Here is a 21948-nt window from a genome sequence, read left to right on the forward strand (position 1 = left end):
CCACCCACACATGCATCACAAGAGCCGGTTATCCACAGTGGCGCCTGGCGGAGCGGAAATCTGTCGGGGGCGCGGGCTAGGGTATGGCGGTGGGTGTTGATGTGCGGGATCTGCTGGAAGCTGCCGTGGCCGGGATCGCCGGTCAGACACGGCCGGGGCAGGTGGAGATGGCGCAAGCCGTCGACACCGCGATGCACGACGGATCGCATCTGCTCGTCCAAGCAGGCACCGGCACCGGAAAGTCCCTCGGGTACCTGGTGCCCGCGCTGCTGCACGCGATCGAGGACCGTCGCGTGGTCGTCTCTACGGCGACCCTCGCGCTGCAGTCCCAGCTCGTCGACCGCGACGTCCCGGCGTTGCTCGACGCGACCGAGAAGCTCCTCCCGCGCAGACCGAAGTACGCGATCCAGAAGGGTCGGAACAACTACGCCTGCCTGCACCGGATCCGGGAGGGCGCGCCGGACGACGACGGCATGCTCATCGACGTGCCGCCGTCGGGGGAGATCGGCCGGCAGGTCGTCGAGCTCCGCGACTGGGCCGAGCAGCAGCTCGCCGACGGCGAGGCCGGCGACCGGGATCACGCCCCGTCGCACCAGTACCAGGCCTGGCAGCAGGTCGCGATCAGTGCGCGCGAGTGCCTCGGCGCGCAGAAATGCCCGTACGGCGAGGAATGCTTCGCCGAGAAGTCCAAGGAACACGCCCGCAAGGCCGACATCGTCATCACCAATCACGCGCTGCTCTCGATCGACGCCTTCGAGAACCGGACCGTCCTGCCTGAGCACGACGTCGTCATCGTCGACGAGGCGCACGAGCTGCCCGCCCGGGTCACCGGCGCGGCCGGCGACGAGCTGTCACCGCAGATGGTCGAGCGCGCCGCCAAGCGCGCCCGCCGGTTCGTCGACGACGACAAGGCCGACGACCTGATCGACGCCTCCGACGCGCTCCGCGCCGCACTTGACGGCACCCGCGAAGGTCGCATCGAGGCGTCCAACGGGCCGGTGCTGGAGGCCGCCGCTCTGGTCCGCGACGCCGCCCGCGGCATGTATTCCGACCTGAACAAGAAGTCCGACGACAAGGACGACGACCCGGACGGCGCCAAGCGGCAGTCCAAGGGCGCGGTCAAGGAGATCTTCGACGTCGCCGAACGCGTCGCCGCGCTGAGCGATCTCGACGTCGTCTGGATGATCGACCGCGACCGCTTCGGCCGCGAGCTCCGGATCGCCCCGCTGACCGTGGCCGGCCTGCTGCGCGAACTGGTCCTCCGCGACCGCACCGCGATCCTCACCTCCGCGACGCTGACGCTGGGCGGTGACTTCGACGCGATCGCCCGTCAGGTCGGCCTCCGGCCCGCCGACAAGCTCGCCGACGACGACGAGATGCCGGAGCTGGATGACTCCGAGACGGCTCCGCTGCCGTGGCGCGGCCTCGACGTCGGCTCCCCGTTCGAGTACGAGAAGCAGGCGATCCTGTACGTCGCCAAGCACCTCCCGGCACCGCACCGCGACGGACTGGGCAAGAAGCAGTTCGAGGAGATCATCGACCTGATCACCGCGGCCGGCGGACGGACCCTCGGCCTGTTCTCGTCCCGCCGCGCGGCCGAGGCGGCGACCGCTGCGGTGCGCGAGGCCACCGACCTCAAGGTGCTCTGCCAGGGCGACGCGCAACTCGGCGAGCTGGCCCGGGAGTTCGTCGACGACCCCGAGACCTCGCTGTTCGGGACGCTGTCGCTGTGGCAGGGAATCGACGTACCGGGGTCGACCTGCAACCTGGTGATCATCGACCGGATCCCGTTCCCGCGCCCGGACGAGCCGCTGATGGCGGCCCGCCAGCGTGCCGTCGACGAAGCGGGCGGCAACGGGTTCATGTCCGTCGCCGCGACGCACGCCGGACTGCTGCTCGCGCAGGGGACCGGCCGGCTGATCCGCCGCAGCTCGGACCGCGGCGTCGTCGCGATCCTCGACCCCCGCATCGTCACCCAGCGGTACGGCGCCTTCCTGCGCGCCTCCTTGCCGCCGATGTGGCCGACCGCCGATCGTGAGAAGGTGCTCGGCGCTCTCAAGCGGTTGCAGTCAACATGAGTCCGGTGACCGGTCCGCCCGTGCTGCCGATGATGGCGGCGCTGGGGCAGATGCCGTCCGGAGCGGGCTGGTCGTACGAGATGAAGTGGGACGGCATCCGCGTCATCGCCGAGGTCGACGACGGGGTCTGCCGGCTGTGGTCGCGGAACAGCCACGACGTGTCCGGCGGCTACCCCGAGCTGATCGGTCTGGCGGAGGCGCCGGGGTTGCGGCTGCCCGCCGTGCTGGACGGGGAGATCGTCACGCTGGACGAGAACGGGGCACCGTCGTTCGGCCTGCTGCAGCGGCGGATGCATGTCCGCGACCCCCGCCAGCTGCGGCATCTGATCACCGAGGTGCCGGTGTCGGTGCGATTGTTCGACCTGCTCCGCTTCGACGGCGAGTGGTTGCTAGAGGCAACGTACGACGATCGTCGCGGGCTGCTCGAGTCGCTGGACATCGGCGACCCGTTCTGGGAGGTGCCGCCGGCGCTGCTGGACAGCGACCAGGCGCTCGAACAGTCTGCCGCGCAAGGGCTCGAAGGGGTGGTGGCGAAGCGGCGCAAGTCGCGGTACCTGCCGGGGCGGCGCAGCGCCGACTGGATCAAGATCAAGCCGGTGCTGACCAGAGACGTCGTGCTGTGCGGCTGGCATCCGGGGGAGGGGAACCGGGAAGGGAAGATCGGCTCGTTCTACTGCGGTGCGTACGCCGACGGCGAGCTGGTGCTGATCGGCAAGGTCGGGTCCGGACTCGACTTCGCGACACTGGATCTGCTGAGCGCCGAGCTGACCGGTCTCGAGGTCGACCGGCCGGCGTTCGACCCGTCGAGCATCCCGATGACGGACCGGCGCCGCGCGCACTGGCTCGATCCGGCGCTGGTCGCCGAGGTTACCTACTCCGGCTGGGGCGGCGACGGCCGGCTGCGACATCCGGTATGGCGCGGTCTGCGCCTCGACATCAACCCGGAGTCGGTTCTCGTAGAGCGCGCCTGAATGCATTTCGAGACATGCGGTCACCGACCGAATTGTTCGAAATGCGGAGAATGTTCTGCGGCGCTGAGACATTCGCTGTTCAACTGTCGCAGAAAATGACCGAATGTCAGTCGTTCGTTTCCCGGGTCGGCGCCGGCACCGCCAGTGCGGACTCGATCTTGTCGACCAGCTTCTCGGGTGAGTGAGTAGGCGCGTAGCGCGCGATCACCGCCCCGTCACGACCGAGCAGGAACTTGGTGAAGTTCCACTTGATCCGGCCGCCGAGCAGGCCGCCCTGCTCGCGTTTCAGCCAGTTGTACAACGGGATCGTCCGCGACCCGTTGACCTCGATCTTGGCGAACATCGGGAACGTGACGTGGTAGATCGTCGAGCAGAAGTTCGCGATCTCGTTCTCGTCACCAGGCTCCTGGTGACCGAACTGGTCGCAGGGAAAACCGAGCACCGAGAAACCCTGCCGACGGTACGTCTTGTAGAGCTTCTGCAGACCCGTGTACTGCGGGGTCTGGGCACACTGCGAGGCCGTGTTCACCACCAGGAGCACCTGGTCGCGGAAATCGGCAAGAGACTGTTCATTGCCTTCGATCCGCGTGGCGCTGAAGTCATAGACAGTCGTCATGACTCAATGCTGACACGACACGCCCGACTTCGCTCGCCGTCCGATATGTCAGACTCGCCGCAGAACTGTTACGACCTTTCCGAGAATGACCGCGTCCTTGCCGTCGATCGGCTCGAAAGCGGGGTTGTGTGGTAGCAGCAGGATCTCGGTCTTGGTCTTCTTGAACGTCTTCACGGTCGCCTCGCCGTCGATCATCGCGGCCACGATGTCGCCGTTCTCCGCGGTCTGCTCCTGCCGCACGACCACCCAGTCGCCGTCGCAGATGGCCGCGTCGATCATCGACTCACCCTTGACCTTCAGCATGAACAGCGTGCCCTCGCCGACCATTGCCTTGGGCAACGGGAAGACCTCTTCGATCTCCTGCTCGGCAAGGATCGGGTTACCGGCGGCGATCTGGCCGACCACCGGCACATACACCGCGTCCGGGTGTGCGTCGCCGGCCCCGGTCTCGTCGTACGTCGTCTGCCGCACCGAGCCGAGCGCCGACCGCCGGGCCGCCGCGTCGAGCTCGCCCGGATAGCGGACCTCGATCGCCCGCGGCCGGTTCGGGTCGCGGCGGAGCAGGCCCTTCTGCTCGAGCACACGCAGCTGGTGCGACACCGAGGAGGAGCTGGTCAGGCCGACCCGCTCACCGATCTCGCGCATCGACGGCGGGTAGCCGCGGCTGTCCACCGAGTCGCGGATCACGTCCAGCACGCGGCGCTGGCGCGGGGTCAGCCCGGTCGCGTCTGCCGGTCCGTCCGGCAGCTCCGCAACGGTGCGGTCCGCCTTGCCCGTGCTCTTGTCCACGGCCTTGTCCGCGCCGGTGCGCTCGTCCTTGCTGGAACCGCTCGGCGTCCTGGCCATCGGTGGCAACTCCTCGGGTCGGGCCGGCGATCGTCCCACCGGCCGAAACTTGCTCGACTGAGATGACCGTAGACCGAATCCTGAGATTCTTCAAACATCTGTTCGAAGGCGTGTCGGTTCGCATGTTTGTTCGGGTGTCAGGTTATAAGGCGCACGCGGGGTGCTGCGGCGGAAGGGAATTTCCTGGGCGTGTCCTGGTTGGAAGTGGTTGCGCGAGGGGCGGCTGTCGGTTAATCATTCGTACAGGCGTTCGATCGAACAGGTGTTCGGGTCGGTCGGACAGGCTGGTCTCCAGAAACTGTCGGAGGCAGCCGATAGACAGGACTCGACACCGCAGGACGCGCACCGAACAGAGGTCTGGAGGACCCGATGAGCACAGCAGCCGTAGCGGCCGACGCACTGGGCCGACACCGCTCGCCGGAGGCCACACCGCCACGCCGGCGGACAGCAACCGCTCACCTCAGGGCCGTCCCGGCCGCGCCCACCGAGTCGCCGGTCGCCCCGGCGCCGACGGTGGCGCCGCGTCGGCGTCCGCGGATCGAGGGTGCGACCACGGACCGGCTGCCGGTTCGCGGGTGCTCGGGTGAAGAGCTCGGGCGCCGGGCGTCTGTGCAGCCCGAGCCGGCCACCCTCCGGCTGACCCGACGTGGCCGGATGCTGCTGACCGCTGTCTCGGTCCTCGTGTTCGGCGCCGCGATCCTCGTCCTCGGCCTTCGGGTCGCCGGCGTCCTCGAGCCCGGCCCGCACTTCACCCACACCGTTCCGATGCAGATCGCCCCCGGGCAGACCCTCTGGTCCATCGCCGAGGACACCAACCCCGGCCAGGACCCCGCCGCGGTCGTGGAGAAGATCGCCAACCTCAACAACCTCGCCACGCCCGCGGACATCATCCCCGGCCAGACCCTGCAGATCCCCGTCGCCGGTTGATCAGCCCCGCCTGTTGATCAGCTCCGCCCGGCGCGCCATTCGTCGTCGAGCAGTGCGTACGCGTACTCGTTGGCCCACTCGCCCTTGAACTGCGAGGCATGCAGGTGATGCGCCTCGCGCCGCATCCCCAGCCGTTCGAGCAGCTGGGCCGAGGCGGCGTTCCGGTCGTCGAGAATCGCCACGATCCGATGCAGCCCGAGCTCCTCGAAGCCGACCCGCAGCATCTCCCGCGCAGCCTCCGCGGCGAGCCCCTTGCCCTGGTAGTCGGTGTGCAGCGCGAACCCGATCTCGCCCTGGCGGTCGGCCTCACTCGCCCACTTCAGCAGCACCTCGCCGATGACGGTCCCGGTCTCGCGCAGCTCGATCGCCAGCACCAGCCACTGACCGTCCGCGGTCACCTCACCCTGCGGGAGCTTCCGCTCCAGTGCGGCCCGTGTCTCCTCCCGGTTCCGCACCGGCCACGGCGTGTACCGCACGACCTCCGGCCGTGAGTGGAACGCGAACAGGTCGTCCAGGTCGTCCATCCGATGTGGCCGCAACTCCAGCCGCTCGGTCAGCAGCGGGTACGCGGGTCGGAATCCAGTCACGGCACCATCCTCGGTTAAGCTGTCTAATGACGTTAGACAGTACCTATCCTCCACGACCGCGGACAACAGATTTCGTGACCAGACGGACAACGGATTTCGTGACCAGGCGTGACCCTTCGTCGCATGCGGCGGCCGGTATCACCGTCGCCGCGATCGCCGACGCCGCCCTGGCGATCATCCACGCCGACGGTGTGGACGGTCTCACCATGCGCGCCGTCGCGGAGCGTCTCCAGGTCCGCGCCCCATCCCTGTACCACCACGTTCACAACAAGTCCGAGCTCCTCGACCTGGTCGCCCGTAACGCGTTCGACCAGTTCACGGCGGACAGCACGGCGTACGGGGAACTCACGACCGTCGACGAGTGGATCGAGCTCACGAGGTCCGGTTCACTCGAGCTCCGCGCTTTCTATGCCGATCATCCGGGCCTGGCCGGGCTGATGCAGTCGAAGGCCACGCCGGATCGCGACCAGGGCGCCGGATCGCGAGCCGAACTCATCCGCGCCCAGATCGACGCGCTCGTGCGGATCGGCGTGCCGGAGCCCGAGGCGCGTCACCTCTTCGAGGTCACCGCTCGATGGAGCCTGGCCGCCGTCGTCGCGGAGCATGCCGACGACACAGACCTGTTCGCGGACGGCCTCGACCTGTTCCTGTACGGCGTACGCGCCCGGCTTATCGAGTTAGGGGGTGTCTGATGGTTCCACCAGACACCCCTGCTCAGCTGACGGTTGCCAGCCACAGCTCGGCGTACCGCTTGCCGTCCACCGCTGTCGCGACCCGAATCGTCGCCGCCGGTCCCTGCAGATCGTTCGCGACGTCCGACGCGCCCCGTGTGTCGACGATCGTCCGCCCGCGCGACCAACTCCCGGACAGCTCGATGCGTACCGGGTACTGCTGCGTCGTCAGGCCCGACGGATCGATCACCGCGCACACCGCGCCGCCGTCGCCGATGCTGCCGCCGTCCGACTGGTACCGCTCGCTGCGCTTCTCGATCAGCTTGCACGCCAGCTCCGCCGAGGGCGATCCGCTCAACGCACGCGCCTGATCGAGCGTGACCACGACGTCGTAGAAGACATCCAGCCCGTACATGGTCACCGCGATGCCGAGATCCTTGGCCGCGGCCAGCACGATCGCGGCCGCCTCCGGATCGGTCCAGATGTTGAATTCCGCCGCGGCGGTCGCGTTCCCGATCCCGGCCGCGCCGCCCATGAACACGATCTCGCGCAGCCCGCGGGCCGCCTCCGGATAGGTCCGCAGCAACAGCGCGATGTTCGTCAACGGCGCCAACGGGATCAACGTGATGAGCTCACCGGTCGCCGCCGCATCCCGCAGTACGTCGTGGAGGAGCTCGACGGCATGCCGCGGGTCCGTCGGCCGCGTCGACCGCGGCCAGTCCAGATCCCCGAGCCCGTCCTCACCGTGAACATGCCGCGCCGACCGCACCGGCTGGATCAGCGGTACGGCGGCACCGCGGGCGACCGGGACGTCGGGCCGGCCCGCGGCGTCGAGGACCGTGAGCGTGTTGCGCACGACGTCGTCGATGCCGACATTCCCGCCGACACAGGTCACGGCCTTCAGGTCGAGCTCGGGATGCCGGGCGGCCAGCAGCAGCGCGCACGCATCGTCCAGGCCTGTGTCGACGTCGAGAATCACCGGCTTCATGCGGCCATCCTGCTGCACGCCGGTCAGGAGCGCACCAGCCGTGCGATTGCGGCGGACGCTTCCTTGATCTTCGCGTCGGCCTCCGGACCGCCGGCCGCGGCGGCGTCGACGACGCAGTGCGTGAGGTGGTCGTCGAGCAGACCGAGCGCGACGGATTCGAGCGCCTTCGTCATGGCCGAGATCTGGGTGAGGATGTCGATGCAGTACTTCTCGTCCTCGACCATGCGCTGCAGCCCGCGGGCCTGACCCTCGATCCGCTTCAGCCGCGCCAGGTACGCCTTCTTGTCGCCGATGTAACCGTGCTGCGCATGCTCGTCGACCGGTTCGGTCACGATCACCACATCCTCCCTGGGTCCCGCCGAACCCTATCGTCCGCCGGACCGCTCTTGTATTTCCAAGAATACCCCCCTAGGGTATCCGCGATCCTTCAGTTGTCGACTGAACCTGTTGCGGTCTGGGGATATACCCCATACCGGTAAGGAGTTAGATATGAGTGAGACGAAGTCGTCGCGACGGTGGTGGGCGCTCGCCGTCATCGCCGCGGCGCAGTTCGTGGTGATCATGGACACCTCGATCGTCGGCGTCGCGCTGCCGAAGATGCAGGCCGAACTCGGGTTCAGCCCGGGCAACCTGTCCTGGGTGTTCAACGCGTACGTCGTGGCGTTCGGTGGGCTGTTGCTGCTCGGCGGCCGGTTGTCGGACCTGCTCGGCGCCCGCCGCGTCTTCGCTGCCGGCTGGGGCGTCCTGCTGGTCGGCTCGCTGGTCGCAGGACTGGCAACCGGCGTCGGTTCGGAGCTCGCCGGCAGGGCTGTCCAGGGCGTCGGTGCCGCGCTGATCGCACCGTCTGCCCTGACCCTGCTGATGATGTTGTTCGGCGCCAACCCGCGTGAGTTGAACAAGGCGATCGCTCTGTACGGCGCAGCGGCGCCGGCCGGAGGCACGGCGGGTGTGTTCCTCGGTGGGGTGATCACCGAGTACTTGTCGTGGCCGTGGGTGTTCTACCTGAACGTCCCGATCGCGCTGGCTGCGCTGCTCGCCACACCTGCCTTGATGCCGCGGGCCGCTGCCCGCTCCGGATCGGTCGACGTGGTCGGCGCGCTGACTGTGACGGGCGGTCTCGCCGCGGGTGTCTACGCCATCGTCCGCGCGCCGCAGGTCGGCTGGGCGTCGGCGCCGACGCTGCTCGTCGGCGCGCTGGCCGTCGTGCTGCTCGGAGTGTTCGTCGCGGTCCAGGCGAAGCGGCGCGAGCCGTTGATGCGGCTCGGGATTTTCGCGACGCCGAACCTGGCTGCCGCCAACATCGCGCAGTTCCTGCTCGGCGCGGCCTGGGTGCCGATGTGGTTCTTCCTGAACCTGTACCTGCAGCAGGTCCTCGGGCTGAGCGCGTTCCCGAGCGGCTCGGCGTTGGTGCCGATGACCACGCTGACCATGGTCGGGATGATCGTCGTCGCGCCGCGCGTGATCGCCAAGGTGGGTCCGAAGAAGACGCTGGTGGGCGGTATGGCGGTCCTCGCCGCAGGCCTGTTCGGACTCTCCTTGATCCGCCCCACCGGCTCGTTCTGGGTCGACGTACTGCCGGGCTCGCTGGTCGCCGCCGCCGGGATGTCGCTGGCGTTCATCCCCAGCCTGGGTATCGCCTTGTCGTCCGCGCGGCCCGAGGAGGGCGGTCTGGCGTCCGGCATCGTGAACACCAGCTACGAGATCGGGTCGGCTCTCGGGCTGGCGGCGATGACCGCGGTGGCTGCTGCGAACGGGGCCGACCTGCTGGACGACGTCGTGGCGCTGACCGAGGGGTATTCGGCGGCCGTCGTCGGCGCGGCCGTGATCGCGGCGGTCGGCGCCGTACTGGCTGCTGTGTCGCTGCGTACTCCGCGTGCTCCGGCCGAACCTGAACGGCAGATCGTTTCGACGACCCGGTGATCTGTGGACAAGCTCCCCAGGGCGGCTTCGGCCGGTCCTGGGGAGTGGTCTGTGCGGGCCGTAGTTTGCGCCTCGAAAGGGTCGTCGCGGTGGCGCCACGCGGGAGTACACCGGGCCGCGCGGGTGTTGAAACCTGTGACACGCGCGGGCAATCGGGGCGTGCTTGCAAACTGTCGGAGCAGCGATCTAGGATCCCTAGATGTAGTGGTTACACGGGTGTAATTTTCCACAGGTAGTGGTTGGTTGCACACAGGTTCTACACAAGTTGTCCCCAGGCTGATCCACAACCCACCCGGTTCGGGTGGGCACGGGAGGAGTGATTCGTCGTGCACTGTCCGTATTGCCGGCATGCCGACTCCCGGGTCGTCGACAGCCGGGTGGCCGAGGACGGCGGAGCGATCCGCCGCCGCCGGCAGTGCCCGGTCTGCGAGAAGCGGTTCACCACCGTCGAGCAGATGCAGCTCACGGTTGTGAAGCGCTCCGGCGCGACCGAGCCGTTCAGCCGGGAGAAGGTCATCAACGGGGTCGGAAAGGCGTGCAAGGGCCGGCCGGTGAACGCCGACCAGCTCGCGCGCCTGGGTCAGAAGGTCGAGGACGCGCTGAAGGGCAGCGGCTCGCCGGAGGTGCCCGCGCACGAGGTCGGACTGGCGATCCTCGGGCCGCTGCGGGAGCTCGACGAGGTCGCGTACCTGCGGTTCGCGAGCGTGTACCGGCAGTTCGAGTCCGCCGACGACTTCGAGACGGAGATCGCGCTGCTGCGGGCCGAGAAGGAGCCGCAGGGCACCGAGCCGGACCCGCTGAAGCCGACCCAGCAGACATAAACCGGGGGAACGGTAGTTCCAGGTAGTTGCAGTAGCGGCGTTACGCAGTACTCCAACGGGGCGGTCCCGACAGACCGCGGTAGTAGACACAGGGCGAGGAGCAACCATGACAGAGACGGTGACCGGCCACTCGGGGTCGACCAAGCGGTCGGCGGCCGGGTTCCGAGGGCGCAAGAACGCGCCCACGGGACTCACCATCGAGCGCGTTTTCAGCACCGAAGGCGTCCACCCGTACGACGAGGTGACGTGGGAGCGTCGTGACGTCGTACAGCAGAACTGGAAGACGGGTGAGACGGTCTTCGAGCAGCGCGGGGTGGAGTTCCCCGACTTCTGGAGCGTCAACGCGTCGACCATCGTCACCACGAAGTACTTCCGTGGCGCGATCGGCCACGACAACCGTGAGTGGAGCCTCAAGCAGCTCCTCGACCGGGTCGTGAAGACCTACCGCAAGGCCGGCGAGGACCACGGCTACTTCACCACGCCGCAGGACGCGGAGGTGTTCGAGCACGAGCTCACCTGGATGCTCCTGCACCAGTACTTCAGCTTCAACTCGCCCGTCTGGTTCAACGTCGGCACGTCCTCGCCGCAGCAGGTGTCGGCCTGCTTCATCCTCGCCGTGGACGACTCGATGGACTCGATCCTGAACTGGTACAAGGAAGAGGGCCTGATCTTCAAGGGCGGCTCCGGCGCCGGCCTGAACCTGTCCCGGATCCGCTCCTCGAAGGAACTGCTCCAGTCCTCCGGCGGTACGGCGTCCGGCCCGGTGAGTTTCATGCGCGGCGCGGACGCGTCGGCCGGCACCATCAAGTCCGGCGGCGCCACCCGGCGCGCGGCGAAGATGGTCGTGCTGGACGTCGACCACCCCGACATCGAGGAGTTCGTCGACACCAAGATGCGCGAGGAGGAGAAGATCCGGGTCCTGCGGGACGCGGGCTTCGACATGGACCTCGGCGGTCGCGACATCACCTCCGTGCAGTACCAGAACGCGAACAACTCGGTCCGGGTCTCGGACGAGTTCATGCGTGCGGTCGAGGAGAAGGGCGAGTTCGGGCTGCGTGCGCGGCTGGACAACTCGGTGATCGAGACCGTCGACGCCCGCGAGCTGTTCGACAAGATCTCGCACGCGGCGTGGGCCTGCGCGGACCCGGGCCTGCAGTACGACGACACCATCAACGACTGGCACACGACGCCGGAGACGGGCCGGATCACCGCGTCCAACCCGTGCTCGGAGTACATGCACCTGGACAACTCGTCCTGCAACCTGGCCTCGCTGAACCTGATGAAGTTCCTCCGCGACGACGACCTCTTCGACTCGGAGAAGTTCGTCAAGGCGGTCGAGCTGATCATCACCGCGATGGACATCTCGATCTGCTTCGCGGACTTCCCGACCGAGGCGATCGGCGTCACCACCCGCGCGTACCGGCAGCTGGGCATCGGCTACGCGAACCTCGGCGCCCTGCTGATGGCGACGGGTCACGCGTACGACTCCGACGGTGGTCGCGCGCTGGCGGGCGCTATCACCTCGCTGATGACCGGTACGTCGTACAAGCGCTCCGCCGAGCTGGCCGGCATCGTCGGCGCGTACGACGGCTTCGAGCGGAACAAGGACGCGCACACCCGGGTGATGCGCAAGCACGCCGCGGCCAACGACGCGATCCGGACCATCCACGAGATCGACAAGGACGTCCAGAAGTACGCCACCGCGGCGTGGGAGGGCGTGCTGAAGATCGGCACGAAGAACGGCTGGCGGAACGCGCAGGCCTCGGTGCTCGCGCCGACCGGCACCATCGGCTTCATGATGGACTGCGACACCACCGGTATCGAGCCGGACTTCTCGCTGGTCAAGTTCAAGAAGCTGGTCGGCGGCGGCTCGATGCAGATCGTGAACCAGACGGTCCCGCGGGCGCTGCGCCAGTACAACTACACCGAAGAGACCATCGAGGCGATCATCGAGTACATCGCCGAGAACGGTCACGTGGTCGACGCCCCGGGCCTGAAGCCGGAGCACTACGAGATCTTCGACACCGCGATGGGTGAGCGGGCCATCAAGCCGATGGGCCACGTCCGGATGATGGCGGCGGCGCAGCCGTTCCTGTCCGGCGCGATCTCGAAGACGGTGAACCTGCCGGAGACCGCGACGGTCGAGGAGATCGCCGACGTCTACTTCCAGGGCTGGAAGCTCGGCCTGAAGGCGCTCGCGGTCTACCGCGACAACTGCAAGGTCGGTCAGCCGCTGGCGGACGCGAAGGCGAAGAAGGCCGCCGATGCCGCAGACGCGGAGACCGAGGCGGTCGCCGAGAAGATCATCGAGAAGGTCATCGAGTACCGGCCGACCCGGAAGCGTCTGCCGAAGTCGCGGCCGTCGCGGACCACGTCGTTCACGGTCGGTGGCGCCGAGGGGTACATGACCGCCGGCTCCTACCCGGACGACGGTCTGGGCGAGGTCTTCCTGAAGATGGGCAAGCAGGGCTCGACGCTCGCCGGGGTGATGGACGCCTTCTCGATCGCGATCTCGATCGCGCTGCAGCACGGCGTACCGCTGGAGACCTACGTCCAGAAGTTCACCAACCTGAAGTTCGAGCCGGCCGGTCTGACCGACGACCCGGACGTCCGGATGGCGCAGTCGATCATGGACTACATCTTCCGCCGCCTGGCGCTGGACTACCTGCCGTTCGACGAGCGGGCCGCCCTGGGTATCTACTCGGCGGACGAGCGGTCCCGGCAGCTCGACACCGGTTCCTACGAGCCGGCCCCGGTCGAGGTGTCCGAGGCCGAGTCGCTGAAGACGGTCGAGCCGGCCGCCGACGTCGCCGAGATCACGGACGTTCCCGCGAAGCCGGCCGACGCGGCAGCAGCCAAGCCGGTGAAGGGCGAGGCCCACACCACCGCCGAGATGCTGGAGCTCATCACCGGCACGTCGGTGGACGCCCCGCTCTGCTTCACCTGCGGCACGAAGATGCGCCCCAGCGGTTCCTGCTACGTCTGCGAAGGCTGCGGCAGCACCTCCGGCTGCAGCTGACCGGCTGGTAACCATCAGCTGATAGCGCCACGGCCCCCGGGAACTTCCCACTTTCCCCGGGGGCCGCAGCGCGTCTACCGTCGAAGCTGTGGAGGAGATCGACGGTCTCCTCGCGGCCGGGGAGCAAGCGCTCGGCGACGGGGAGTGGATCGCGGCGCGGACCGCGTTCGACTCGGCGGTGAGCCGCGAGGCCAGCGCCGCAGGCCTCTCTGGGCTGGGCGACGCCCATTGGTGGCTCGGGGACACCCGCGCCGCTTTCGCCTGCTGGGAACGGGCGTACGCACTGTTCAGCCGCAGCGACCCAGCCCGGGCCGTCTTCACGGCCCTGGGTCTGAGCCTTCTGTACGACGCCAACTTCGGCCACCGTGCCGCGGCGCAAGGCTGGGCTGCCCGCGCGGTCCGTATCGCGTCGCAGGTCGGTGACCCGGTGGTGGTCGCGTGGGCTTCGCTCGCCCAGGCCGGATCCACGGACGACCCGGCGCGCGTCGTCAGCAGCGCGGAAGCGGCGTACGACGTTGCTGTGTCCGTCGGCGAGCACGACCTCGAGCTGTGTGCGCTCAGTCTCTGGGGCTCGGCGCTGGTCAACCTCGGGCAGGTGCTCGAGGGGATGGCGTTGCTGGACGAGGCCCTGGCCGGTGCGCTGGGTGGTGAGGGCGCCCGACCCGACACCGTGGTCTTCACGAGCTGTCTGCTGATGCGGTCGTGCGTACGCGGTGGCGACTTCCTCCGCGTTGTTCAGTGGACGCGTTCGCTCGACGGTTTCATAGAGCGCTACGGCTGCCCGTACCTCCACGCGACCTGCCGGGCGTCGTACGGCGCCGTACTGGTGTCCATCGGTGACTGGCCGCGAGCCGAGACCGAACTGACCGCTGCGACCGAGTTGGCGCGCGATGCGATGCCGGCGATCCGGGCCGAGGCGGCAGCGTTCCTAGCTGAGCTCCGGCTCGGACAGGGCCAGTTTGCCGAAGCGCGTCGGCTGCTCACCGGTTTCGAGGACCGCCCCGTCGTACAGCCCTTGCTGGCAGCGCTGTATCTGGCCGCGGGGGAGACGGCGATGGTCGTGTCCCTGGTACGACGCCAGCTCGACTCCGCGCATCCTCTGGAGGAAGCGCGGCTTCGTGAGGTGCTCGGCTCCGCCTGCTTGGCCGCCGGTGACATCGCGGGAGCTGCTGCGGAGGCTGAGCAGCTGACTGCGCTGGGTACGGCGACTGACAGCGGTCTGATCGCAGCACGCGCTGCCCGCCTGTGTGGACGGGCTCTCACGGCACAGGGGAAGTCACGCGAGGCCGTCGCCCGGCTGACCGCCGCGTTGTCCTGGTTCGGTCTGCTGGAGATGCCGCTCGAGGTTGCGCGCACTCGGATGATGCTGGCCGACGCCATGGCCGGCTACGACCTCGCTCCGGCCGTCGCCGAGGTGCGGATCGCGCACGGCGTCTTCGAGGATCTGGGCGCGTCCGCTGATGCGGACGCCGCGGCCGCCTGGCTGCGCTCGGCGGGTGCGACCGTGGCTCGTCGCCTCGGTCCGAGAGGGCTCAGCCTGCTGACGAAGCGGGAGCACGACGTCCTCGCCGTACTCGCCGAAGGCCTGCCCAATCCGGAGATCGCGGCCCGCCTGTACATCAGCCGCCGTACCGTCGAGCACCACGTCGCGAGCATCCTGTCCAAGCTCGGCGTCCGGAATCGGACCGAGGCGGCCGCCTGCCTCAACCGGGCGACCGAATAGGCGAGTTCACCGATGCGCGGTCCGACCTCCCCACGGGACGCTGTCCGTGGGAGGTAAGGACAATGAGTGAAGCATTGCTGGACACCACGCGCGTCGAGGCCTTCGGCGCACAGATGGGCGACGTACTCAATCACGGAATGCTCGCGCTGATGCTGAGCATCGGCCACCAGGTCGGCCTCTTCGACACGCTCGCCGAGCTGCCGCCGACAACCAGTCACGAACTGGCCGGCGCGACCGGCCTGAACGAGCGGTACGTCCGGGAATGGCTGGGTGCGATGACCGTCGCCCGCGTCGTCGAGTACGACGCCGCCGGCCGTACCTACTGGTTGCCGCGCGAACATGCGGTCTTCCTGACCCGGGCCGGGGGACCGGACAACCTGGCTGCCGCGACCCAGTTCATCGCCTTGCTCGCCGGGGTCGAGTCGCGGCTCGTGGACTGCTTCCGCCACGGTGGTGGCGTGCAGTACGAGGAATTCACCGAGTTCCACCGGCTGATGGCCGAGGACAGCGGTGCAGTGTTCGACGCCGCGCTGCTCGACTCGATCCTGCCGCTGGTGCCCGGGCTGCCGGAGCGGCTCGAGGAGGGGATCGAGGTCGCGGACGTGGGCTGCGGCAGCGGGCACGCCATCAATCTGATCGCCGGGGCCTACCGCCGCAGCCGCTGTGTCGGCTACGACTTCTCCGCCGAAGGCATCGCTGCCGGCCGCGCCGAGGCGGCGGCGCTCGGTCTGACCAACGCCGACTTCGTCGTCCGCGACGTCGCCGAGCTGGGAGAGCACGAGCGCTTCGACCTGGTGACCGCCTTCGACGCGATCCATGACCAGGCCCACCCCGCCCACGTCCTGGCCGGCATCGCGGCGGCCTTGCGCCCTGGCGGCACCTTCCTGATGGTCGACATCCAGGCCTCCAGCAACCTCGAGGAGAACCTGGACAACCCCTTCGCGACCTTCCTCTACGGCGTCTCGACCATGCACTGCATGACTGTCTCGCTGTCACTCGGCGGGGACGGATTGGGGACGGTCTGGGGTGAGCAGAAGGCCCGCCAAATGCTGGCCGAGGCCGGCTTCTCCTCGGTGCAGGTCACCAACGTGGAGGCTGATGCCTTCAACGCCTACTACATCGCTCAGAAGTAGGTCTAGTGGCCGCTGTGGTCGGAGTCGGCCGGGGGTTTGGCGGTGCCGTCCAGAGCTGACAGGGCGGCCAGCTCGGCGTCGGTCAGGTCGAAGTCGAAGATCGCCAGGTTGTCCGCGAGCCGCCCGCGGTCGGCGGACTTCGGGATCGGGACGACGCCCTGCTGTGTCTCCCACCGCAGCACGACCTGACCCGGCGCTCGGTCGTGGGCCTTCGCGATCTCTTGCACCGCTGGGTGCGTGAGCAGGTCCGTTCCCTTGCCGAGCGGGCTCCAGGCTTCCGTCACGATCCCGTGCTGCTGGTGGAACTCGCGTTCGGCGGATTTCGCCCAGACCGGGCTGAGCTGGACCTGGTTCACCTCGGGCGCGACGCCGGTTTCGTCGATCAGCCGTTGCAGGTGCGTGGGTTTGAAGTTCGACGTACCGATCGCGCGCACCAGGCCGGCTTCGCGGAGCGCGATGAGTCCTTGCCATGCTTCGACGTACCGGTCCTGCTCGGGATTCGGCCAGTGGATGAGCAGGAGGTCCAGGTACTCGACGCCGAGTTTCTCGGCGCTCGCGTCGAACGCCTGGCGCGGCCCGTCGACGCTGTGCCAGCGTTTGTTGAACTTCGACGTCACGAACACCTCGTCGCGCGGCGCGTTCCGCAGCGCCCGTCCGACGCCGACCTCGTTCCGGTAGTTCTCCGCGGTATCGATCAATCGGTACCCGAGCTCGAGCGCCGTACTCACCGCCCGCTCGGCGTCCGCGTCGTTCATCGGCGATGTCCCGAGCCCGACCCGCGGCATCGCGGTTCCGTGACTCAACGTGACTGTTGGAACCTGACTCATCCTGTCTCCTCCTTCGGCGTACGCGCCTGGCCACGATAGGCCGATCACGGTCCGCACCCGCCGTCGCGGTCTCCCGATTCCGCCGTACGGCGTACGGCTGGAACCGGCTGTCTCAGCGCCGGGATATCCGTACGCGAACTGTCGGACCCGTGGGTCATCATGGTGCGACGGGCGACGAAAAGCGTTGGAGGGGTGGGCTTGTGAAGAATCGGCTGGTCACTCTCGTGGATCTCGGTCTGGACAGTTCGTTCGACGCGTCGATGTCGTTCGTGCAGGGCATCACCGGCAACATCAACGCCGGCTGGGACCAGCCCTTCATCGACGTGAACTTCGTCCGGACCCGCGACCACGAGACCGCGTTCTCGGCCCTCACCACCCCGTCGACCGTCCTGCACGTGATGGCACACGGTGATCACAGCGAGGAGCCGTCGTTCCTGTCCACCGACGGCAAGACCCAGGTGTCGCTGAAGTCCCTCGCCGACTGGTTCCTCGACCACCAGTGGGGAATCGCCAGCGGCGTGGTCATCGCCGACGGCTGCAAGACCGGCATCGGCAAGTGGCAACGCGCCATCCGCGACTGCATCCAGGGCGACGTCACCTACATCGGCACCAGCACCGTCATCGGCTGGTACGAAGCCACCGTCTTCTGCTCCGCCTTCTACGGCGCCCTGGTCCGCAACCGAGGCCTCGGCCGCACCCCCGCCGAACAAGGCTGGGACGCCGCCAACCGAGCCATCCGGGCCTACGAAACCCTCACCGACAAACCCTGCCCCTACAAACCAGTCCTCCTAACCCCCTCCCGCCAAGCCCTCCGCTCCCTCACCGGCTGACCGACACGCGCCCGGCGGCTACTTTGGGTGAGCCGTGTGAGACTTTTGGGGACTCGTCGTCCGCCTGACGCCGGTGAAGGAACGCCGCCATGAAGCTCCACCGGAACTCCCTCCTCACGGCTGCCGCGATTGTGCTGGTTCTGTACGTCGTTTCGCTGATCGTTGGGCTGCCGGCTTGGGCGGCTGTGGTGCTGACCGTGGTGCTGTTGGTGTTGCTGGCCGTTGTGTGGAAGCAGCCCGACGAGCCCCGTCCTGTCGTCACGAAGCAGGCGCCGGCGCCGTCCGTCGTACTCCCGGATCCGGAGCCGGTCTTCTCCGGACCGCCGTCGAGGACGGTCGCCGACGTGCGGTTGCCGTCGGCGTCGCCGGACTTCCAGTTCAGCTTCTCGGCCGTCGTGCAGTGGTCGACGGTGCTGTCGGGTTCGCGCCATGCGGACCTCGGCGCGGTCGCGGTCGATGCGTTGCTGGACAGGGCGCGAGCGCTGACCGTACGGCAGCAGGTGACCGAGGAGTCTCTCAACCAGCACCGCTTGGCGGCGCTCCTCGGCGAGCCGGCGCTGGACGAGAAGGGGCAGGTGCGGAGTTGGGCGACCGAAGTACGACTGCGGCTGCCGGACGCGGATCAGAAGCACCTGCAGCACCTCGCCGCCCTGCATCGCCGCGAGCAGACCACGCTGCTCGAACGCCGGATGGAGCAGGACAAACGCGCGTACCTGAAGGACGACGTCTTCGCCACGCCTGGATCGGCCGCGGTCTGGTGGATGGTCAACCATCCGGGTGAGGTCGAGACGGCCCTCGGTCTGCTCGACACTCTCGCCGAACTGTCGGCCGCGGCGAACGATCTCCCGGTACGGCGAACAACCGCCGAGGAGATCGAACGCCAACGGCCGACCCGCGCCGAACTCGCCTTCAGCACGGCAATAGAGGACCTGGCCGAGGCCGCCCAGGACGACACCGCTCCGGGCCGGGACAGCACTGTTCCGGCCGAGGACGGCTCGGGGGATTCGGAGCAGCGTGCGGTGCCGAGGGATGCCGGTGCCGGCGAGGACGGCCGTCATGAGACCGGTCCCGTCCGGTCCGAACTGAATGGCTCCAGGTCCGAGCCGGGCACGGCGTACCGGGAGCAGTTCTTCACCGAATAGTCCGGTGAGGCGGGCTGTCTGCAGGGTGGGCCCGCCCCACCGGAGTCGAGTGCGCATGACTAGTCGTCCAGCCAGCGAACCGTGGTCGCACCGTTGTGCCCGTGGATGCTCACCAGCGCGTCGATCCCGTCCTGCCACACGGTCGTGGTCGGGTAGTGGCCGCCCCAGCGCAGTGCGACCGTCCCGTCGCTCCACTCGACTCCCTCCGCGACAACGCCCGTACCGCTGACACCGGAAATGTCGCGGTACCGGACCAGCTCGAAGCGGCGTGGTCCGGACTTGCTCGCGATGCGCAGATGACGCTGTCGCGTGGTGCGCAGCAGCGTCGCGGTTCTCCCGCTGATCTCGTCCATGCGCCAAGTCAACGCGCGGCCGGGCGTCCTCACCAGGAACTCAACCGGTATCCACAGCGCACAAATTCTGCCCACCGGCGGTGACCGAAACGAATATTCTCATTGCAGGGAGTAATTGACACGCAAGGGAGAGCATGGATGACAGTCATCGAGGAATGGACCGGCCGGCATGCGCACGCCTTGCGTACGGCGCTGCGGCTGACGAACGAAGCCTTCGCCGAGCAGCTCGGCATCTCGCCGCGCACGCTCACGAAGTGGCGCGAGAGACCCGAGCTCGTGCCCAGTCCCTTTCTCCAGGAGGCCCTCGACACCTACCTCAAGAAGGCGCCGCCCGACGCCCATCTCCGGTTCGCGGCGAACCTCGGCCTCGACCAGGGCCGGGGACCGATCGACAAGACCGTGCTGACTCAGCTCAACACGGCGCTCGGCGACCTGACGCGCGTCCTGGCACGCCTGCAGGCCGAGGATCCGGAGCGATCGCCCTCGCCTTGACTGCCGGAAGGGCAGACTGGGCGCCGCAGTGCGAGCGCGGAAGGAGCCGCGGATGAGGCGACGCCTGGTGAATTCGTCGAGTGTGCGATCGGTCGGATGGTCCGACGGCACGCTCGAGCTCGAGTACGTCAACGGCTACATCTACCAGTACTTCGACGTACCGCAGCCGACCTATGCGGCGCTCCTGGCCGCACCGAGCATCGGCGCGTACGTCAACAAGCACATCAAGCCGTATTACGACGTCCGCGAGATCTGAGTTTCTGTCACGTTCGCAGCGGGCACTTGAGGTGGGTCGCACGGGGGTTCGTCCACGGCAGGAGATGGACATGCCTACCCGCAGAATTTCCACGTCCCGTTCCCGGGCCATCACGATCGTCGTGCTCGTCTGGCTGCTCATCGGCCTGGCGGCTGCGGCCCAGCGGAACTACTTCGAGAGTTCGCGCACGTCGTGCGCCAAGGTCGGCACAGTGCTCGTCACGGTCGTCGCGGGACCGCTCAACTACGTCGGCGCCAACCCGAAGATCGACTGTTCGGCACCTCAGCCGTCGCGATAGCCGGCCACGGCGAGCCTGGGGCTTTCCAGCACAGCGTGTAGCGCCAGAACAGGCTGCGTCTGAGTCGCGCGCCCGGCAGGGTGTGTTCGGCTGCGAGGGCAATCTCCTCGAACGATTCCTCGGCCATGGCCGTCGGAGCGGTCATGTGCGCGGGGATCGTGTGTGATCGTCGAGGGTGCTTGGCGATGCCAACGATCGGGTTCAGGACCATGGAGGCGATCGACCAGGGAAGGTCTGCGGGCGCTTCTCGGCTGATGCCGACCACGACGAGCCGGCCACCCGGGCGCAGCAACTCGCGCGTCTTCTCGAGCGTCGCCTTCAACGGCAGGTGGTGCAGCACCGCCACGAAGGTGATCAGGTCGTAGCGGTTGCCCTGGAGCTCGTTGAAGGGTTGCGTCAGGATGCGGACGTTGGTGAGGTCTGCGGTTGTGCGCCGAGCCTGCGCCGCGGTTGAGGCGTCGGGCTCGATGCCGGTGGCGGCGGGGAAGACACCGGCAAGCCGGCGGACGAGGTTTCCTGTTCCGCAGCCCACGTCCAGCGCCTCCGTCCCACCGGCTGCGCGGACGCGACGTGCATGGTGGAGGACGAGCGCCGCGTATGCGTCGTTGTGCGACCAAGGATGTGCGTCATTGAAGCGAGCCAGGGTGGCCAGCGCTCTCTGGAAGCCAGGAGACATAGGGGCGACAGTACGACGGCTTGCGGTGCGGTGCGCGCGGTCAACTGTTCGTTGCAGCGGGGAGGCGCCTGGGTCGTGTGTGTGCGGGAATAGGTCCCGGGGGAGTGGAGTTACACCTGGTGCCGTCCGGAACATGACCCCGGGCCTCAACCTAAGCCGCTACGAGCGGCCACTCGCCGAGAGGCGTCTGCTGGGCGGTGCTGTACGTGACAGGTGGGAGCCGACTGGCTCCCACCTTGTCGTCTCCCGGGTGCCTTGCGCCCTGCATGGGGCTCCCGCCCGAAAACGACTTGTGCGGTGCGGCATGATGGAAGTGTCGCTCGCGGAGACGCGTGCGAGTGGAGTGAACAGAGGGACCAGCACTGCTTCCCTCGACGCCGGATCACGGTGCCGAGGGCAGGTGCCGGGAGGCTCGGACGAGGGTCCGGGACCCCGATTTGCATCTGCACCACGAATGTCAGTAATGTTCTTCTTGTTGGAGCGAGGCGCAGGACGCGAAAGCGGCCGGCCCTTCAACAAACTCCCTGAAGGTCTCGGAAGCCGAAACACGCCTCGGCGGGTTTCGGACACTGAGTCGCGCAGGGAGACTGGATCGAAAAGGCCGATTTGACCGGCTGGAAGCGAAACAGTAAAGTTGGGCGAGTTGCCCCGGAGCTTCAAACGAAAGTCTGAAGCGCGGTGTGCGTCCGATTCTTGAGAACTCAACAGCGTGCCGAAAGTCAATGCCGAAATTGAAGTATCCCCGTTCACAGGCATTGGGCATCTTTTTCACCC

At 67.9% G+C, this 21948-nt stretch carries 22 protein-coding genes; 14 read left to right on the forward strand and 8 right to left on the reverse strand.

The genetic code is table 11. The features are described from left to right. Nucleotides 1-83 precede the first annotated feature (83 nt). Nucleotides 84-2078, forward strand: a complete 1995-nt coding sequence (locus tag E0H45_RS38945) for an ATP-dependent DNA helicase (protein ID WP_131347168.1) — start codon at nt 84-86, stop codon at nt 2076-2078. A 5-nt stretch (nt 2079-2083) separates the two neighbouring features. Then, a complete protein-coding gene (gene ligD / locus E0H45_RS38950; RefSeq protein WP_420323359.1) occupies nt 2084-3049 on the forward strand; it encodes a non-homologous end-joining DNA ligase in 966 nt (321 codons plus the stop codon). 106 nt (nt 3050-3155) lie between these two features. Here the strand turns inward: ligD and E0H45_RS38955 are convergent, their stop codons facing one another. Both E0H45_RS38955 and lexA read right to left on the reverse strand, forming a co-directional pair. Next, on the reverse strand, nt 3156-3665 hold the full coding sequence (locus E0H45_RS38955) for a glutathione peroxidase (protein ID WP_131347172.1): 510 nt from the start codon (nt 3663-3665) through the stop codon (nt 3156-3158). A gap of 48 nt (nt 3666-3713) precedes the next feature. Continuing rightward, a complete protein-coding gene (gene lexA, locus E0H45_RS38960) occupies nt 3714-4511 on the reverse strand; it encodes a transcriptional repressor LexA (RefSeq protein ID WP_131347175.1) in 798 nt (265 codons plus the stop codon). A 369-nt stretch (nt 4512-4880) separates the two neighbouring features. Here lexA and E0H45_RS38965 point away from each other — a divergent pair, with 369 nt between their 5' ends. Next, nucleotides 4881-5438, forward strand: coding sequence for a LysM peptidoglycan-binding domain-containing protein (locus E0H45_RS38965; RefSeq protein ID WP_131347177.1), 558 nt, complete (start codon nt 4881-4883; stop codon nt 5436-5438). A 17-nt stretch (nt 5439-5455) separates the two neighbouring features. Here the strand turns inward: E0H45_RS38965 and E0H45_RS38970 are convergent, their stop codons facing one another. Beyond that, nucleotides 5456-6025: a GNAT family N-acetyltransferase gene (locus E0H45_RS38970; protein ID WP_238155642.1), complete on the reverse strand. Its 570-nt coding sequence runs from the start codon at nt 6023-6025 to the stop codon at nt 5456-5458. A 98-nt stretch (nt 6026-6123) separates the two neighbouring features. Here E0H45_RS38970 and E0H45_RS38975 point away from each other — a divergent pair, with 98 nt between their 5' ends. Then, the gene (locus tag E0H45_RS38975; protein ID WP_238155643.1) at nt 6124-6717 is read left to right on the forward strand and encodes a TetR/AcrR family transcriptional regulator; all 594 of its coding nucleotides are present in this window, start codon (nt 6124-6126) and stop codon (nt 6715-6717) included. Between the two features lie 22 nt (nt 6718-6739). Here the strand turns inward: E0H45_RS38975 and E0H45_RS38980 are convergent, their stop codons facing one another. Both E0H45_RS38980 and E0H45_RS38985 read right to left on the reverse strand, forming a co-directional pair. Further along, complete coding sequence (locus E0H45_RS38980) at nt 6740-7684, reverse strand: nucleoside hydrolase (RefSeq protein ID WP_131347181.1); 945 nt, start codon at nt 7682-7684, stop codon at nt 6740-6742. Nucleotides 7685-7707: 23 nt separating this feature from the next. Next, a complete protein-coding gene (locus tag E0H45_RS38985; RefSeq protein WP_475009191.1) occupies nt 7708-8019 on the reverse strand; it encodes a metal-sensitive transcriptional regulator in 312 nt (103 codons plus the stop codon). 154 nt (nt 8020-8173) lie between these two features. Between E0H45_RS38985 and E0H45_RS38990 the strand changes: the two genes are divergently transcribed. From E0H45_RS38990 to E0H45_RS39010, 5 genes are all read left to right on the forward strand, one after another. Beyond that, entirely contained in the window at nt 8174-9604 is a 1431-nt protein-coding gene (locus E0H45_RS38990; protein ID WP_131347183.1) for an MFS transporter, read from the forward strand. A 326-nt stretch (nt 9605-9930) separates the two neighbouring features. Beyond that, nucleotides 9931-10425 carry a transcriptional regulator NrdR gene (nrdR, locus tag E0H45_RS38995; RefSeq protein ID WP_130387741.1) on the forward strand — a complete coding sequence of 165 codons (495 nt, stop codon included), beginning with the start codon at nt 9931-9933 and terminating at the stop codon, nt 10423-10425. Nucleotides 10426-10531: 106 nt separating this feature from the next. Further along, a complete protein-coding gene (locus E0H45_RS39000; protein ID WP_131347185.1) occupies nt 10532-13444 on the forward strand; it encodes a vitamin B12-dependent ribonucleotide reductase in 2913 nt (970 codons plus the stop codon). Nucleotides 13445-13532: 88 nt separating this feature from the next. Continuing rightward, complete coding sequence (locus tag E0H45_RS43525; protein WP_131347187.1) at nt 13533-15167, forward strand: helix-turn-helix transcriptional regulator; 1635 nt, start codon at nt 13533-13535, stop codon at nt 15165-15167. A gap of 62 nt (nt 15168-15229) precedes the next feature. Beyond that, complete coding sequence (locus tag E0H45_RS39010) at nt 15230-16300, forward strand: class I SAM-dependent methyltransferase (protein WP_131347189.1); 1071 nt, start codon at nt 15230-15232, stop codon at nt 16298-16300. A 2-nt stretch (nt 16301-16302) separates the two neighbouring features. Here E0H45_RS39010 and E0H45_RS39015 read toward each other — a convergent pair whose 3' ends face one another. Continuing rightward, nucleotides 16303-17127, reverse strand: coding sequence for an aldo/keto reductase (locus E0H45_RS39015; protein WP_131347191.1), 825 nt, complete (start codon nt 17125-17127; stop codon nt 16303-16305). Between the two features lie 200 nt (nt 17128-17327). Here E0H45_RS39015 and E0H45_RS39020 point away from each other — a divergent pair, with 200 nt between their 5' ends. Further along, complete coding sequence (locus E0H45_RS39020) at nt 17328-17957, forward strand: hypothetical protein (protein WP_131347193.1); 630 nt, start codon at nt 17328-17330, stop codon at nt 17955-17957. A gap of 89 nt (nt 17958-18046) precedes the next feature. Next, nucleotides 18047-19099: a hypothetical protein gene (locus E0H45_RS39025; protein WP_131347195.1), complete on the forward strand. Its 1053-nt coding sequence runs from the start codon at nt 18047-18049 to the stop codon at nt 19097-19099. A 59-nt stretch (nt 19100-19158) separates the two neighbouring features. Here E0H45_RS39025 and E0H45_RS39030 read toward each other — a convergent pair whose 3' ends face one another. Further along, nucleotides 19159-19452, reverse strand: a complete 294-nt coding sequence (locus E0H45_RS39030; protein WP_238155644.1) for a hypothetical protein — start codon at nt 19450-19452, stop codon at nt 19159-19161. A 138-nt stretch (nt 19453-19590) separates the two neighbouring features. Here E0H45_RS39030 and E0H45_RS39035 point away from each other — a divergent pair, with 138 nt between their 5' ends. From E0H45_RS39035 to E0H45_RS39045, 3 genes are all read left to right on the forward strand, one after another. Beyond that, nucleotides 19591-19944, forward strand: coding sequence for a helix-turn-helix domain-containing protein (locus tag E0H45_RS39035; RefSeq protein ID WP_130387747.1), 354 nt, complete (start codon nt 19591-19593; stop codon nt 19942-19944). Nucleotides 19945-19996: 52 nt separating this feature from the next. Continuing rightward, a complete protein-coding gene (locus tag E0H45_RS39040) occupies nt 19997-20200 on the forward strand; it encodes a KTSC domain-containing protein (RefSeq protein WP_131347197.1) in 204 nt (67 codons plus the stop codon). Nucleotides 20201-20270: 70 nt separating this feature from the next. Further along, nucleotides 20271-20498, forward strand: a complete 228-nt coding sequence (locus E0H45_RS39045) for a hypothetical protein (RefSeq protein WP_131347199.1) — start codon at nt 20271-20273, stop codon at nt 20496-20498. On the opposite strand, the gene E0H45_RS39050 is transcribed toward E0H45_RS39045, so the two are convergent. Continuing rightward, nucleotides 20440-21174 (reverse strand): class I SAM-dependent methyltransferase, encoded by a 735-nt coding sequence (locus E0H45_RS39050; RefSeq protein WP_131347201.1) that lies wholly within the window; start codon nt 21172-21174, stop codon nt 20440-20442. The genes E0H45_RS39045 and E0H45_RS39050 overlap by 59 nt on opposite strands. Between the last annotated feature and the right edge of the window lie 774 nt (nt 21175-21948).

The organism is Kribbella soli, from assembly GCF_004331345.1.
GTDB classification, from domain to species: Bacteria; Actinomycetota; Actinomycetes; order Propionibacteriales; family Kribbellaceae; genus Kribbella; species Kribbella soli.

What these genes read in the sequence shown, in the direction of transcription:
- E0H45_RS39050 (WP_131347201.1), bottom strand. Translation starts at nt 21,174, where the DNA reads ATGTCTCCTGGCTTCCAGAGAGCGCTGGCCACCCTGGCTCGCTTCAAT.
- E0H45_RS39030 (WP_238155644.1), bottom strand. Translation starts at nt 19,452, where the DNA reads ATGGACGAGATCAGCGGGAGAACCGCGACGCTGCTGCGCACCACGCGA.
- E0H45_RS38965 (WP_131347177.1), top strand. Translation starts at nt 4,881, where the DNA reads ATGAGCACAGCAGCCGTAGCGGCCGACGCACTGGGCCGACACCGCTCG.
- E0H45_RS39025 (WP_131347195.1), top strand. Translation starts at nt 18,047, where the DNA reads ATGAAGCTCCACCGGAACTCCCTCCTCACGGCTGCCGCGATTGTGCTG.
- E0H45_RS39010 (WP_131347189.1), top strand. Translation starts at nt 15,230, where the DNA reads ATGAGTGAAGCATTGCTGGACACCACGCGCGTCGAGGCCTTCGGCGCA.
- lexA (WP_131347175.1), bottom strand. Translation starts at nt 4,511, where the DNA reads ATGGCCAGGACGCCGAGCGGTTCCAGCAAGGACGAGCGCACCGGCGCG.
- E0H45_RS39045 (WP_131347199.1), top strand. Translation starts at nt 20,271, where the DNA reads ATGCCTACCCGCAGAATTTCCACGTCCCGTTCCCGGGCCATCACGATC.
- E0H45_RS39035 (WP_130387747.1), top strand. Translation starts at nt 19,591, where the DNA reads ATGACAGTCATCGAGGAATGGACCGGCCGGCATGCGCACGCCTTGCGT.
- E0H45_RS39015 (WP_131347191.1), bottom strand. Translation starts at nt 17,127, where the DNA reads ATGAGTCAGGTTCCAACAGTCACGTTGAGTCACGGAACCGCGATGCCG.
- E0H45_RS38945 (WP_131347168.1), top strand. Translation starts at nt 84, where the DNA reads ATGGCGGTGGGTGTTGATGTGCGGGATCTGCTGGAAGCTGCCGTGGCC.
- E0H45_RS39000 (WP_131347185.1), top strand. Translation starts at nt 10,532, where the DNA reads ATGACAGAGACGGTGACCGGCCACTCGGGGTCGACCAAGCGGTCGGCG.
- E0H45_RS38955 (WP_131347172.1), bottom strand. Translation starts at nt 3,665, where the DNA reads ATGACGACTGTCTATGACTTCAGCGCCACGCGGATCGAAGGCAATGAA.
- E0H45_RS38990 (WP_131347183.1), top strand. Translation starts at nt 8,174, where the DNA reads ATGAGTGAGACGAAGTCGTCGCGACGGTGGTGGGCGCTCGCCGTCATC.
- E0H45_RS39040 (WP_131347197.1), top strand. Translation starts at nt 19,997, where the DNA reads ATGAGGCGACGCCTGGTGAATTCGTCGAGTGTGCGATCGGTCGGATGG.
- E0H45_RS38980 (WP_131347181.1), bottom strand. Translation starts at nt 7,684, where the DNA reads ATGAAGCCGGTGATTCTCGACGTCGACACAGGCCTGGACGATGCGTGC.